General features: G+C 68.1%; 13 protein-coding genes. 6 read left to right on the plus strand and 7 right to left on the minus strand.

Features of this window, described 5'->3' with window-relative positions; genetic code table 11:
- The first annotated feature begins 7 nt into the window (after positions 1–7).
- Complete coding sequence (locus ACWFRF_RS09180) at positions 8–1,489, plus strand: flavin-containing monooxygenase (protein ID WP_387443225.1); 1,482 nt, start codon at positions 8–10, stop codon at positions 1,487–1,489.
- Entirely contained in the window at positions 1,486–2,982 is a 1,497-nt protein-coding gene (locus ACWFRF_RS09185) for a flavin-containing monooxygenase (protein WP_379313241.1), read from the plus strand. Before ACWFRF_RS09180 ends, ACWFRF_RS09185 begins: the two co-directional genes overlap by 4 nt.
- Here ACWFRF_RS09185 and ACWFRF_RS09190 read toward each other — a convergent pair.
- The 6 genes from ACWFRF_RS09190 to mftR form a co-directional block, all read right to left on the minus strand.
- Positions 2,957–5,317 (minus strand): SpoIIE family protein phosphatase, encoded by a 2,361-nt coding sequence (locus ACWFRF_RS09190; protein ID WP_378988237.1) that lies wholly within the window; start codon positions 5,315–5,317, stop codon positions 2,957–2,959. The two genes, ACWFRF_RS09185 and ACWFRF_RS09190, sit on opposite strands and share 26 nt — an antisense overlap.
- 52 nt (positions 5,318–5,369) lie before the next feature.
- Positions 5,370–5,963: a SpoIIE family protein phosphatase gene (locus tag ACWFRF_RS09195; protein WP_170112222.1), complete on the minus strand. Its 594-nt coding sequence runs from the start codon at positions 5,961–5,963 to the stop codon at positions 5,370–5,372.
- Positions 5,964–5,982: 19 nt separating this feature from the next.
- On the minus strand, positions 5,983–6,396 hold the full coding sequence (locus ACWFRF_RS09200) for an ATP-binding protein (protein ID WP_056809992.1): 414 nt from the start codon (positions 6,394–6,396) through the stop codon (positions 5,983–5,985).
- Positions 6,386–6,766 (minus strand): STAS domain-containing protein, encoded by a 381-nt coding sequence (locus tag ACWFRF_RS09205; protein ID WP_056809990.1) that lies wholly within the window; start codon positions 6,764–6,766, stop codon positions 6,386–6,388. Before ACWFRF_RS09205 ends, ACWFRF_RS09200 begins: the two co-directional genes overlap by 11 nt.
- Before the next feature lie 10 nt (positions 6,767–6,776).
- On the minus strand, positions 6,777–7,682 hold the full coding sequence (locus ACWFRF_RS09210; RefSeq protein WP_056809988.1) for an STAS domain-containing protein: 906 nt from the start codon (positions 7,680–7,682) through the stop codon (positions 6,777–6,779).
- Positions 7,683–7,792: 110 nt separating this feature from the next.
- Positions 7,793–8,419, minus strand: a complete 627-nt coding sequence (gene mftR / locus ACWFRF_RS09215; RefSeq protein ID WP_379313243.1) for a mycofactocin system transcriptional regulator — start codon at positions 8,417–8,419, stop codon at positions 7,793–7,795.
- 81 nt (positions 8,420–8,500) lie between these two features.
- Here mftR and mftE point away from each other — a divergent pair, with 81 nt between their 5' ends.
- From mftE to ACWFRF_RS09230, 3 genes are read left to right on the plus strand one after another with little or no spacing between them, the layout of a single operon-like run.
- Positions 8,501–9,202, plus strand: a complete 702-nt coding sequence (mftE, locus tag ACWFRF_RS09220) for a mycofactocin biosynthesis peptidyl-dipeptidase MftE (protein ID WP_379313245.1) — start codon at positions 8,501–8,503, stop codon at positions 9,200–9,202.
- Entirely contained in the window at positions 9,199–10,443 is a 1,245-nt protein-coding gene (mftD, locus tag ACWFRF_RS09225) for a pre-mycofactocin synthase MftD (RefSeq protein ID WP_452449463.1), read from the plus strand. The genes mftE and mftD overlap by 4 nt, the downstream gene beginning before the upstream one ends.
- Before the next feature lie 38 nt (positions 10,444–10,481).
- Positions 10,482–11,000, plus strand: coding sequence for a hypothetical protein (locus ACWFRF_RS09230; protein ID WP_378988228.1), 519 nt, complete (start codon positions 10,482–10,484; stop codon positions 10,998–11,000).
- On the opposite strand, the gene ACWFRF_RS09235 is transcribed toward ACWFRF_RS09230, so the two are convergent.
- Positions 10,997–11,506, minus strand: coding sequence for a MarR family winged helix-turn-helix transcriptional regulator (locus ACWFRF_RS09235; protein WP_378988225.1), 510 nt, complete (start codon positions 11,504–11,506; stop codon positions 10,997–10,999). The genes ACWFRF_RS09230 and ACWFRF_RS09235 overlap by 4 nt on opposite strands.
- Positions 11,507–11,762: 256 nt before the next feature.
- Here ACWFRF_RS09235 and ACWFRF_RS09240 point away from each other — a divergent pair, with 256 nt between their 5' ends.
- Entirely contained in the window at positions 11,763–13,439 is a 1,677-nt protein-coding gene (locus ACWFRF_RS09240; protein WP_378988222.1) for a fumarate hydratase, read from the plus strand.
- The last annotated feature ends 37 nt before the right edge of the window (positions 13,440–13,476 follow it).

The raw sequence follows: 13,476 nt of genomic DNA on the forward strand, positions 1-13,476 counted from the left end.
TCGCCCCATGAGCAGTAACGACACCCGCCACGTCCAGGTCATGATCGTGGGCAGCGGGCTCTCCGGCCTGGGTACCGCGATCCGGCTCAGCCAGCGTGGCCTGTCCGATTTCGTGGTCATCGAACGCGGCCCCGATGTCGGCGGAACCTGGCGCGACAACACCTATCCCGGTGCGGGCTGTGATGTGCCCTCACACCTGTACTCGTATTCGTTCGCGCTCAATCCCGACTGGTCCCGCTCGTTCTCGCCCCAGCCCGAGATCGAGCAGTACCTGCGCACCGTGTCCGAGCGCTACGGCGTTCGCGACAAGCACATCTTCGACTGCGCGCTGACCGGCGCCCGCTGGAACGACGCCGACGGCCGCTGGGACATCGAGACCAGCAAGGGCACCTTCACCGCCGATTTCATCGTCTCGGCGGCGGGTGTGCTCGCCGAGCCGAATCTGCCCGATATCAAGGGCATCTCGAGCTTCGAGGGCGAGATCTTCCACTCCGCGCGGTGGAACCACGACGCCACCCTGGCCGGCAAGAAGGTCGCCGTCATCGGCACGGGTTCCTCGGCGGTGCAGATCGTTCCGTCGATCGCGCCCGAGGTGGAGCACCTCGACGTGTACCAGCGCACCGCCACCTGGGTGATGCCGCAGATCTCGCGGCCGTACCTGGGACTGGAACGCTTTGCCTTCAAACGTGTTCCGGGCCTGCAACGGTTCATCCGGGCGCTGATCTACATCACGCGCGAGCTGTTCGTGATCACGCAGGTGAAGTATCCGTGGACCGGCATCGTGCTCGAGACGGTCGGGCGATTCAAGATGCGCTTCGAGATCCGTGACCCGGAGCTGCGCCGAAAAGTGCTGCCCCAGCACCGGATCGGCTGCAAGCGCATGCTCGTGTCGAACAAGTTCTACGGCGCGCTCGATCGTGACAACGTCGACGTCGTCACCGACGGCATCGCCGAGGTCCGCAGCGGTTCGATCGTGTCCGAGGACGGCACGGAGCGGGAGGTGGACGCGATCGTGCTGGCCACCGGCTTCCACGTCGCCGATTCGCCGACCTTCAACCTGTACACCGGTCGCGACGGCCGGACCGTGTCCGAGGCAGCCGATGCCGAGGGCTACCAGATGTACAAGGGCACCACGGTCGCCAATTTCCCGAACATCTTCTTCATGCTCGGCGCCAACTCCGGGCTGAACTACACCTCGCTGATCTACATCATCGAATCCCAGATCAACTACATCGTCGACGCGATCACCACGATGGAGCAGCGCAACCTGCAATCGTTCGAGGTCCGCCTGGACGCGCAGATCGAATACAACGAGCAGTTGCAGCCGAAGATGGCCCGCACCGTGTGGGTCAACGGCGGCTGCACCAGCTGGTTCCTCGACAAGCACGGCAACAACTCGGCGCTGTGGCCGGACTTCAGCTTCAAATATCGGCGAATGGTGCGCACTTTCGACATCGACGCCTACGACACCACGACTAAGACACGATGACCGCACCGTCGACGCGTCACACCCGCGTCGCGATCATCGGCGCCGGCTTCGCCGGGCTGGGTGTGGCTGTTCGGCTGCGCCAGCTGGGGATCACCGACTTCGTCGTCCTCGAGCGGGCGAGCGATATCGGCGGCACGTGGCGCGACAACACCTATCCCGGCGCCGGGTGCGATGTGCCGTCGCAGCTGTATTCGTACTCGTTCGCCCGCAATCCGCACTGGACGCATTCGTTCTCGACACAGCCGCAGATCCAGCGGTATGTCCAGGACGTGGTCGACCGGCACGGGGTGCGCGACTCGATCGTGCTGGGCTGCGAGGTCATCGGCGCGCGGTGGAACAACGACACCGCGCGCTGGGAGATCCAGACCAGCGACGGCTCCTACACCGCCGACATCATGGTGTCGGCGGCCGGCCCGCTGAGTGCACCGAAGCTGCCCGACATCAAGGGCATCACCACCTTTCGGGGGGCGATGTTCCACTCCGCGCGCTGGGATCACGAGTTCGAGCTCGCGGGCAAGCGGGTCGCGGTGGTCGGCACCGGTGCGTCCGCGATCCAGATCGTGCCGTCCATCGCGGGCGAGGTCGCCAAGCTAGACCTGTATCAACGCAGCGCACCGTGGGTGTTGCCGCGCATGGGACGCAAGTACTCGTGGCTGGAACGCCTCTACTACCGGCGTGTTCCGGGTGCGCAGCGGTTGGCGCGGATCGGCGTGTACTGGGTGCGTGAGTCGTTCGTGCTCTGGCAGTCCAAGTACCCACCGTTCGCCGACTTCTTCTCGCGCGGTGCGCGATTGAAGATGTGGTGGGTGATCCGGGACCGGGAGCTGCGCCGCACCGTCACGCCCGGCTACCGCCTCGGGTGCAAGCGAATGCTGGTTTCGAACGTGTACTACCCCGCGCTGGCCCGCGACAATGTCGAGGTCGTCGCCGACGGCATCGCCGAGATCCGCGAGCAGTCGATCGTCGCGAACGACGGCACCGAGCGTGAAGTCGACGCCATCGTGCTGGCGACGGGCTTCCGGATCGCCGACTCGCCGACCTACGACCTGATCAGCGGGCGCGACGGCCGCACGCTGTCCGAGGTTTTCGGTGCCGAGGGGATGAGCGGGTACAAGGGTACGACCATCGCGAACTTCCCCAACATGTTCCTGATGATCGGCCCGAACTCCGCGCTGAGCTACACCTCGGCGATCTTCACCATCGAATCCCAGATCAACTACATCAGCGACGCGATCACCACGATGGCGGCCGATGGGCTGCGCACGGTCGAGGTCAAGGCGGACGCGCAGGCCGGCTACAACCGGGACCTGCAGAAGAAATTCGACGGCACCGTGTGGAACGCCGGCGACTGCACCAGCTGGTTCGTCGACGAGGACGGCCACAACGCCACGCTGTGGCCGGACTTCAGCTTCCGATTCCACCGGCTGCTGAAGAGCTTCGACGTGGCGGCCTACGAGACCACTCCGGTCAGAACGAGTTCTGGCGGGAGCTGACCGCCGGCGGTCGGGAGGAGGCGCGCAGCGGGTTCGCGGTGGGGAAGGTGATCGAGGGCAGGGTCACCCACATGCGCACCCGGGTGCCGCTCTCGTCGTGGTCGAAGGTGAGGTCCTCGGTGAGCACCCGCATCATCTCGACGCCGCGACCGCGATAGCCGGGATCGGTGGGAGTGGGAATCCAGTTGCCGTTGTCGGCGATCTCGAGGACCACCCGGTCACCGTCGCAGCGGGCCGTCAGGCTCACGCGGCCCGGTTCGGAGTCGCGGTAGGCGTGTTCGACGCTGTTGCTGCAGGCCTCGTTGGCGGCCGCGACGAGGTCGGCGGCCAGGTCGTGCGGGACCGCGGCGGTGGCGAACCAGCGGTAGAGGCCGCGGCGCACGCCGGCCAATTCGGTGGCGGCGGCGGGAAAATCGAGGCTCAGCGGCTCCGGGGGCTGACGGTAGACGACCATGGCGACGTCGTCGTCGTAGCCCGCGGGCGGGCACAGCCGCGACAGTACGGCGTCGGCGACGTCGCGGGGGAGTGCGGCGCCGGTTTCGCTGAGCACTTCGGCGATCTTGACGAAGCCCTCGGCGATGTCGTACCCGCGCTGCTCGACCAGGCCGTCGGTGAACAGCACCAGGGTCGCGCCCGGCGGGAGCGCGGTCGTGGCCTCGGGCCTGCGCGGAGTGTCGAAGGTCGCCAGGGGAACCGCGCGTCCACCCTCGAGGATCCGGCCCGGCCCACCGGGAGGCGCGAGGACCGGCGGCATGTGGCCCGCGTTCGAGTACCGCACCATCCCGCGCTCCGGGTCGAGCACCGCCGCGCACACCGTCGTACACATGGCGCCCGGGATCCGGGACGCCACGGCGTCGAGTTCGGCGAGCAGCTGTGCCGGTCCGGCGCCGCGCAGCAGCAGAGCTCTTGCCGCAGTACGCAATTGGCCCATCACCACCGCGGCCGACAGGCCACGGCCGACGCAGTCGCCCACGACGACGCCGATGGTGCCGTCACGCAACGGCACCACGTCGTACCAGTCGCCGCCGATCTCCAGCGGTGGCAGGGCGGGTTCGTAGTGCACCGAGAAACGGGGCGGCAGTTCGATCGGTCCGAGCATCGCCCGCTGCAGGGTGAGCGAGGTGGCGCGCGCCTGATCGAAGTTGCGGGCGCGCTGCAGTGCCACGCTGAGATGGCCGACGAGCAGCGAATACAGGGCCCAGTCGGCGGCGCTCACCGCGCGCGGCGCGCCGAAGCGCACCCACAGTGCCGCGTCGCCGGTCTCGCCGAGCGGTGCGACGACCGCGTCGACCCCGCCCTCGTCACCGGTGATGGCCGACAGGCCACGGGCGGATTGCCTGCGCGAGCGATCGAGCAGAGCCTGGGTGTCGTCGTCGAGTACAACGGGGCCGTCCGCGCGCGGGCCACTCTGCCGCATCGGCGTCGCGGTGAATTGTGATGCGGTGGCGATGGTTTCGGGAGCGGGCTCCGCTTCTTCGCTGCCCGACGGCGTCACGCCGCAGGAGTAGACATCGGGGCGCCCGGTCCGGCTCGGCCAGATCGCGACCAGCGCGGTCTCGGCGCCCATGGTCCGGCGCAGCTCGTCGAGTCCGACCGCAAGGACCTCCACCATGCTCGTCGCGGCCCCGACGGCGGTGGCCAGACGCGAGGCGGCCTGGTCGCGGGCCTGTGCGTCGTGTTCGGCGGTCACATCGCGCACGGTGCCGACGAAGATCCGCTCGTCGTTCTCCTGCTTCACCAGCGAGCTCGCGCTCACCGCCAGCCAGCGTTCCCGGCCGTCGCGATGCCGCACCGGCATCACGAATCGCGCTGCCTCCGTGCCGATCTGGGGGTAGCCGGTGCGATCGCTCAGTGCCCAGGGGTGCGGTAGCGGGAACGGCACCTCGGTGGCGCCGTAGCCGGTGAGTACCCCGAATGCGGAGTTCACCTCGACGATGGTGCCGTGGTCGTCGGCGACGAAGAACCCGTCCTGCAACGATTCGACGAGCGCGGTGCGAAACGCGTCGCGGCCTTCGAGATCCTCCGCGCGGGAACGCTGTTGCTCGTAGCGGCGAGTGCCGTCGAGATAGCCGCGGGTGGCGATATCGAGGGCCGCCATGGTCTGCAGCAGGAATTCCAGTGCCACTTCGGCGCGGCGCGGATCGGCCTGCGTGCCTGCGTCCTCGGCGACCGCCCGGAAGTGATGCTCGGTGAGATCGAGCAGGCTGATGCCCTCCACGAGGGCCCGCCTGCCGAGGTCGTAACCCTCCGAGAGGCCGGCCTGGCCTGGTGCGGCGACGTGGCGGCGCATGGCCGCCGAATAGTCGTCGAGAAATGCGACCAGGACAGCGCTCATCGGCAACCTCTCATCGGCCGGGTCGGTGCGAACAGACCGCGGTCTCGGGGCCTCACGGGCACGGCCCACGGAAACGCGCCGCGAGCACCAGCGCGTCGTCGGTGTCCTTCGCGTCGCGGGCGAGCAGATCGCCCGCGATGGCGGTGGCCGGTTTGGCCAGGTCCAGCGATTCCGGGCCGACCGCGACGATCCCGTCGGTCGCCATCAGCAGCAGATCGCCGGGGCGGATCGGCAGCGTCTGGGGCTGCAGGTGTGAGGGCAGCCGGTACCCGACGATGCCGCCGGTGAGCAGCATCGTGGCCCGCAGCTCCGGACCGGCCGGGCCGAGGGTGAGCAGTCGCGAATCGACGTTGCCCACGCCGAGCCATTGCAGCGTCTCTCCCGGCTCGATCAACGCCAAAGACACTGCGGCGCCGCGAGTTTCGACCATAGCGCGATGACAGAGCACCATCAGCACATCCAGCGGTTCGCCACAGTTCTCGGTGAGGATGACCGTCGCGCGATCGGCGGCCTCGGCCGCGGGCGCACCGTGACCGAGCCCGTCGAGCACCGCGAACAGCACACCGGCGCCGGTGTCGAGCACGAGCGCGCGGTCACCGGAGACGTCCTGGCCGGGCAGCGCCCGACCGGCCGTCGACCACTCCATGCGCCCGATGATCCCGTCCTCATGCAACGTCGGGTACCCACTTCCACATCTCGATCAACGTCCCGCGGCCCGGGGCGGAATCGATGGTGAGGCGGTCCATCAGCCTGCGCGCGCCGGGCAGTCCGAGTCCGAGTCCGCGGCCGGTGGAATAGCCGTCCTCCAGCGCGCGGGGAATGTCGCGGATGCCGGGACCCTGGTCCTCGGCTTGGATGACGAGCGCGCGGCGACCCTCGCGCAAGTCGATGAGCAGCCTGATCTCGCCGCTTCCCGCGTAACTGGTGATGTTGCGGGCGATTTCGGAGATGGCGGTGGAGATCATCGTGCGGTCGGTGAGGGTGAACCCGAGGTCACCGGCCAACTCGCTCCCGGCCTGCCGGGCGGTGACGATGTCCTCGGACACCTTGACCGCGATCGCCACCTGCTCAGCGGCCACTGTCGCGACCGTCTCGTCGCCGCGGGTGCCGATTCAGCCAGGAGAGGCCTTCCTCGAGATCCAGCGCGGTGTGCATGTCTTCGAAGGTAAGGCCCAGTTGCACCATGGCGAAGGCGACTTCGGGTTGCAGTCCGACGATGACGGTTTCCGCGCCGCGCAACTGGGTCATGTGCGCGATGGTGCGCAACGAGCGCGCGGCGAAGGAGTCCATCACGTCGATGGCGGTGACATCGACGATGATGCCGGTCGCGCGATAGCGACTGACCTGCTTCATCAGGTCGTCCTGTAGCCGCTCGGTGTCGGCGTCGGTCAGGGCCGACTGTACCGAGGCGATCAGGTACGTGCCCTGCTTGAGAATAGGTACCGGCATGGTGGCTTGGTCAGCGCCCGTCCCGCTCGCTCAAGCGCTCGGTCACTCGGGAGACCTCGTATCCGAGGAGACGCTCGGCCTCTTCGATACCGCCCTGGAGGTCGCCGACCGCGTTCATCTTGGACAGATCGAGGCCGATGGTCACCAGGGTCAGCGCGATCTCCGAGGACAGGCCGGTGATGATCACGCTCGCGCCCATCAGACCCGAGGCGTCGACGGTCTGCACGAGGTGGTTGGCCACCACGGAGTCGATCGCGGGCACACCGGTGATGTCGATGACGACCACCTTGGCGCGATTGGCGCGGATGGCGCGCAGCAGCTGCTCGGTGAGCTGGCGGGCGCGCTGGGAGTCGAGCACGCCGATGATCGGCAGGATGAGCAGCTGCTCGCGAACCTGCAGAACCGGGGTGGACAGCTCGCGGATGGCCTCTTGCTGGCGGCTGATGACGCGCTCGCGCTCCTGCACGAACGACACGGCCACGGTGTTGGCGATGCGGTTGGCGGCCGGTTCGTAGGCGTCGAGCACGCGATTGAGCAGCTCGAAGTTGGACTGGTACTTCTCGAAGAGGCTGCGTGCCAGGACGTCGCGCAGCAGCAGCACGATGCCGATGACCTCGTCGGTCTCGACGCCTCGTGGAATGATGCGCTCGGACAGGTCGCGGGCGTAGGCCTGCAGTGCCTCGACGCTACCGGTGACGAGCACCTCGACGTAGTTGTCGTACATCGACGTCGCCTCGGAGAAGATCTCCTCCGGGGTCATCGCGGTCAGCAGTTCGGCTTCGGTGATGCGCCGTGCCCACTCTTCCCGCAGCCCGGTGCGGTTCTGCCGCAGGTGCTCGACCAGCTGTGGCAGCAGGTTGTCGAGCGGTTGCGCCGGCAGCGAATCCGCCGAAAGACTCGTGGACACCTCGGACATGGAAACCCCTGCCCCTTTCGACGACGGATGTTTTCGGTGCGCACAGTGCGCGTTGGGCCTGAGCCTACTCATACCCCCTCTGTGGTGCTGCCCAAACGTGGCGCGCCCGGCTATTCCGGGGCGAACCCGCGTTCCAGCGCGCGCAGTGCCCGGTCGAGATAGACGGTGAGATCGGTGTCGCCGCGCTCGAGCCAGGCATCGAAGGCCGCCCGCGCGGCGGCCAGGGTGGTGCGCCCGATGGCGAGCGGAATCAGGTCGCCCGCGCCCGCGCCGAGGCGGCTCGCGGCGAACTCGCCGACAGCGTGTTCCCACGCGTCATAGTGCGCCCCCGCGCCTGCCGAGAGGGCGGGAACTCCGGAGACGAGCCGCATTCTGGTGCGCAGTTCGGGGATGTCCTCGGGGCGATATCTGTTGGCCGCCACCACGATGCGGCGCACCGCCGCCATCATCGGCTCGTCGCCGGGGACGGCGGCGAACGCGGCGCGCAGGTCGTCGACCTCGTTGTCGAACTGGTGCCACAGCACCTCGGCCTTGGTGGGGAAGTAGCGGAAGAACGTGCGTTCGCTCACCCCGGCCTCGGCGGCGATGCGTTCGACGGTGACGTCGTCGAACCCGTGTTCGGCGAACAGCTTCATCGCGATCACCTCGAGCTCGCGGCGCGTGGTGCGTGGCGGACGCCCGCGGTGCCCCGACTGCTTCGGAATCGACATCGGTGCGCGCGGCGGCGGGGCGGACATGGATACAGGATAGGGACTCGGCGAGCTTTCGACCTGCACGCGCTCTTGATTATGTCAGTGACTGACGTTAATGTGGGCGCTATGTTCGTGGCGCACCTCACATCGCCCGAGGCAGGTGTGCGCGCCGCCGAGGGAGTGATCCTGGTCATCCCACTCGGCGCGACCGAGCAGCACGGCCCGCATCTGCCGCTGTCGACCGACAGCGATATCGCGTCGGCGGTGAGCAGGCGGGCCGCGGCCGAGCGAACCGATCTGCTGATCGCGCCTGCCGTGGCCTACGGGGCCAGCGGCGAGCATGCGGGGTTCGCGGGCACCTTGTCGATCGGACAGGCGGCGCTGGAACTGCTCGTCGTCGAACTGTGCCGCTCCGCCACGGACACGTTTTCGCGGATCGTGCTGGTCAACGGGCACGGCGGAAACGTGGAAGCGCTGCGCCGAGCCGTCGCGCTGCTGCGGTCGGAGTCGCGTGACGTGCGGCTGTTCTCGCCCGGCTACGGCGGCGACCCGCACGCCGGGCGCACCGAGACCTCGATCCAGCTCGCGCTGCGCCCCGACCGGGTGCGCACCGAACTGGCCGAACCGGGGGACCGCCGCCCGCTGGCCGAACTGCTGCCGCTGCTGCGCGCAGGCGGGGTGCGGGCAGCCAGCCCCAACGGAATCCTCGGCGACCCCACCGGATCGAGCGCCGAAGAAGGCGCCGGCCTGCTGACGATCGCCACTACCGCACTGCTGGAAGACCTGCGCCGATGGTGGCCGCAGGATCATGAGGAAGGACCCCGATGAATCCCTGGTTCGAGACCGTTGCCGAGGCGCAGCGGCGCGCCCGCAAGCGCCTGCCGAAGTCGGTGTACGGCGCGCTGATCGCCGGATCGGAACGCGGACAGACCATCGAAGACAATCAGACCGCGTTCACCGAACTCGGTTTCGCCCCGCACTGCGCGGGCCCGATCGGCGACCGTGACCAATCGACCACAGTGCTCGGTCAGCAGGTGTCGATGCCGGTGCTGATCTCGCCGACCGGCGTGCAGGCGGTGCACCCCGACGGTGAGGTCGCGGTCGCCCGCGCCGCGGCGGCCCGCGGAATCGCCATGGGGCTCAGTTCCTTCGCGAGCAAGCCCGTCGAGGACGTTGTCGCCGCCAACCCGGCGACCCTGTTCCAGCTGTACTGGTGTGGCAACAAGGATCAGATCCTCGAGCGGATGGCCAGGGCGAAGAAGGCCGGTGCCGTGGGCCTGATCCTCACCCTGGACTGGTCGTTCTCGCACGGTCGAGACTGGGGCAGCCCGGTGATCCCGGAGTCGCTGAACCTGCGCACGATGATGAAATTCGCGCCGCAGACCCTCGCGCGCCCCCGCTGGCTCGCGACCTACCTGCGCTCGGGCAGCATCCCCGACCTCACCGCGCCCAATATGGCGGTCGGCGGCGGCGCGGCCCCCGGGTTCTTCGGCGCCTACGGCGAATGGATGCAGACCCCGGCACCCGATTGGGACGATGTCGCCTGGATCTGCGCGCAGTGGGACGGCCCGGTGCTGCTCAAGGGCGTGATGCGGGTCGACGACGCCCTGCGCGCCGTCGACGCGGGCGTCGCGGGCATCTCGGTGTCCAACCACGGCGGCAACAACCTCGACGGCACCCCCGCCGCCATCCGCGCCCTGCCGGTGCTCGCCGACGCGGTCGGCGACCAGATCGAGGTGCTCCTCGACGGCGGTATCCGGCGCGGCAGCGATGTCGTCAAGGCCGTGGCGCTCGGTGCGCGCGCGGTGCTGATCGGGCGCGCCTCCCTGTGGGGTCTGGCGGCCAACGGCCAGGCCGGTGTCGAGAACGTACTCGACATCCTGCGTGGCGGTATCGATTCGGCGCTGCTGGGTCTGCGCAAGACCTCGATCACCGACCTGACGCGCGACGACATCATCGTTCCCGCCGGTTTCGAACGCGCGTTGGGCGTCGTTTCGGGTCGAAAGGATTCCGGCGAAGCGGATTTCGCTACCAACGGAACTGTCGTGAGCGGCGCCGCTGCTGGATAGTATCGGCGGTTGGTCAACACCGCCCGAGGGGGAATTTCGTGAGTGTGGTTTCGGAAATCGAGGGTTCGCGCAGGCGAATCATGATGTCGCGCAGCGTGTCCTACACGCTGCCCGCCGTGGTGGCGGTGGCGCTGGTCTCGGCCGGATGTGGCACCGCCACCCCGAAACCGGCACCGCGCGCGGCATCGACCACCCTCACGACCACCTCGAAGCCGCCGCCGACAACGACATCGCGGGTGACCACCACGACCTCGACCGCCGCCACACCGGCGTCGGTCGGTGTCTGCGTGGACAAGACGACCAATGTCCGCGTGGCCGACGACCAGTGCGACACCAGCGATACCACGTACTCGCGCTTCTGGTATCAGCACACCGATACGTTCGTCTACCCGGCGATCGGCGTCGCTGTCGCCCTGGCGGCGGGCAGTTTCCTGCGCCCGACCAGCGGCGACGTCTTCGATCGCGGCGCACCCACCAAGGGTGGCAGCATCGCGCGCGGCGGGTTGGGCAAGGCCCGCCCCGACTCCTCCGGCGGGGGCGGCAGCGGCGGGTCCTAGTCCTCGCCGGGCGCGGCGGTCTGTAGCCGCCCGACCGGTTCGGCCGACTTTGCGCCGCGGTGATGATCGACGAGCACGTCGTAGATCTCCGCGAGGGTCGCGAGCTGGTCGCGATCGAGGACATCGATCATGTGCTTGCGCACACTGCGCACATGGGCGGGCGCGGCCGTGGTGAGCAGTTGCCCGCCCGTCGGGGTCAGCTTGGCCACGGTCCGGCGCTGGTCGTGCGGCATCGTCTCGCGGGAGACCAGACCGCGCTTCTGCATGCGGGTGATCTGGTGCGAGAGCCGGCTCTGCGACCATTCGAGCGCGCAGGCCAGGTCGGCGAAGGTGAGTCGCTGACCTGGCGCGTCGGCTAGGTAGACCAGCACGGAATACTCGACATAGCTCAGGTTGGCTGCCCGGCCGGCGTCGCGCCCGATCGCCGCGGCGATCAGGTCGCGGGTTCGGACATAGCCCAGCCAGGCACGCATTTCGACATCATCGAGCCACTGTGGATCGGTCACGATCGAGCTCCAGATTCTGAAGGTGCAGGCTTCGGATTGAACGGTGCACTCCCGCCACCGCCCGGAGAATGGGTAGCACCGTTTGGGTTGAACGTGCAACCTCGATATTAGTTAGGGTAGGTCAGGAACCTCACATAGGGTTGCCTAACCGTCGTGCGGGTGTGGGTGGTCGATAGGCTGCGGATTGCTTTGTGACCAGCCATGCCTGGTGCTCCGCAGTGTTGCGGTGCCCGCCCTGCCCGAAGGAGTGCGATCCGTGACCGCGCCGGAGTTCCGCTATTCCGATCTGCTGCCCATCGGCGCCGACGAGACGCCCTACCGCCTGCTCACCAGCGAGGGGGTCAGCACCTTCGAGCACAACGGGCGCACCTTCTTGCAGGTCGAGCCCGAGGCGCTGCGGCTGCTGACCGAGACGGCGATCCACGACATCAGCCACTACCTGCGCCCCGCGCACCTGCGGCAGCTGCGCAAGATCATCGACGACCCCGAGTCCTCGGGCAACGACCGCTTCGTCGCGCTCGACCTGCTCAAGAACCTCAACATCTCCGCAGGCGGCGTGCTGCCGATGTGTCAGGACACCGGCACCGCGATCGTGATGGGCAAGAAGAGCGAGGGCGTGCTCACCGGTGCCGACGACGCCGAATGGCTCAGCCGCGGCATCTTCGACGCCTACACCAAGCTGAACCTGCGCTACTCCCAGCTCGCCCCGATCACCATGTGGGACGAGAAGAACACCGGCACCAACCTGCCTGCCCAGATCGAGCTGTACTCGACCGAGGGCGACGCCGACAACCCGGTGTACAAGTTCCTGTTCATGGCCAAGGGCGGCGGTTCGGCCAACAAGTCGTTCCTGTACCAGGAGACCAAGGCCGTCCTGAACCCCGAGCGCATGCTCGAGTTCCTCGACGAGAAGATCCGCTCGCTGGGCACCGCGGCCTGCCCGCCGTACCACCTCGCGGTGGTCATCGGTGGCACCAGCGCCGAATTCGCCTTGAAGACAGCGAAATACGCCTCCGCGCACTACCTGGACAACCTGCCCACCGAGGGCTCGATCACCGGTCACGCGTTCCGCGACGTCGAGCTCGAGGAGGAGGTCTTCCAGCTCACCCGTGAGTTCGGCATCGGCGCGCAGTTCGGCGGCAAGTACTTCTGCCACGACGTGCGCGTGGTCCGTCTGCCCCGCCACGGCGCCTCCTGCCCCGTCGCGATCGCCGTCTCCTGCTCGGCCGACCGCCAGGCGCTGGCGAAGATCACCAAGGACGGCATCTTCCTGGAGCAGCTGGAAACCGAACCGGCCCAGTACCTTCCGGAGCAGACCGCCGACATCCTCGGCGGCGACGTGGTGCAGATCGACCTGAACCGCCCGATGGACGAGATTCGCGCCGAGTTGTCGAAATACCCGGTCAAGACCCGTCTTTCGCTGACCGGCCCCTTGGTCGTGGCCCGTGACATCGCGCACGCCAAGATCAAGGAACGGCTCGACGCGGGCGAACCCATGCCGCAGTACCTGCGCGACATGGCCGTCTACTACGCCGGTCCGGCCAAGACGCCCGAGGGGTACGCGTCGGGCTCCTTCGGCCCCACGACCGCGGGTCGCATGGACTCCTACGTCGACCAGTTCCAGGCCGCGGGCGGCTCGATGGTGATGCTCGCCAAGGGCAACCGCTCGGCCCAGGTCACCAAGGCCTGCAACGAGCACGGCGGCTTCTACCTCGGCTCCATCGGCGGTCCCGCCGCCCGTCTCGCCCTGGACTGCATCAAGAACGTCGAGGTCCTGGAGTACGCCGAACTCGGCATGGAAGCGGTCTGGAAGATCGACGTCGAGGACTTCCCCGCGTTCATCGTCGTCGACGACAAGGGCAACGACTTCTTCGCCGAGACCTCCAAGCCGATCGCCCTGCGCGTGCGCACCCGTTCCAAGGAACGCGTGTAGCCATCCGGTCGTCGATACCCCGGTGCCCACTGCGGTG

This window comes from Nocardia sp. NPDC055165, assembly GCF_053606985.1.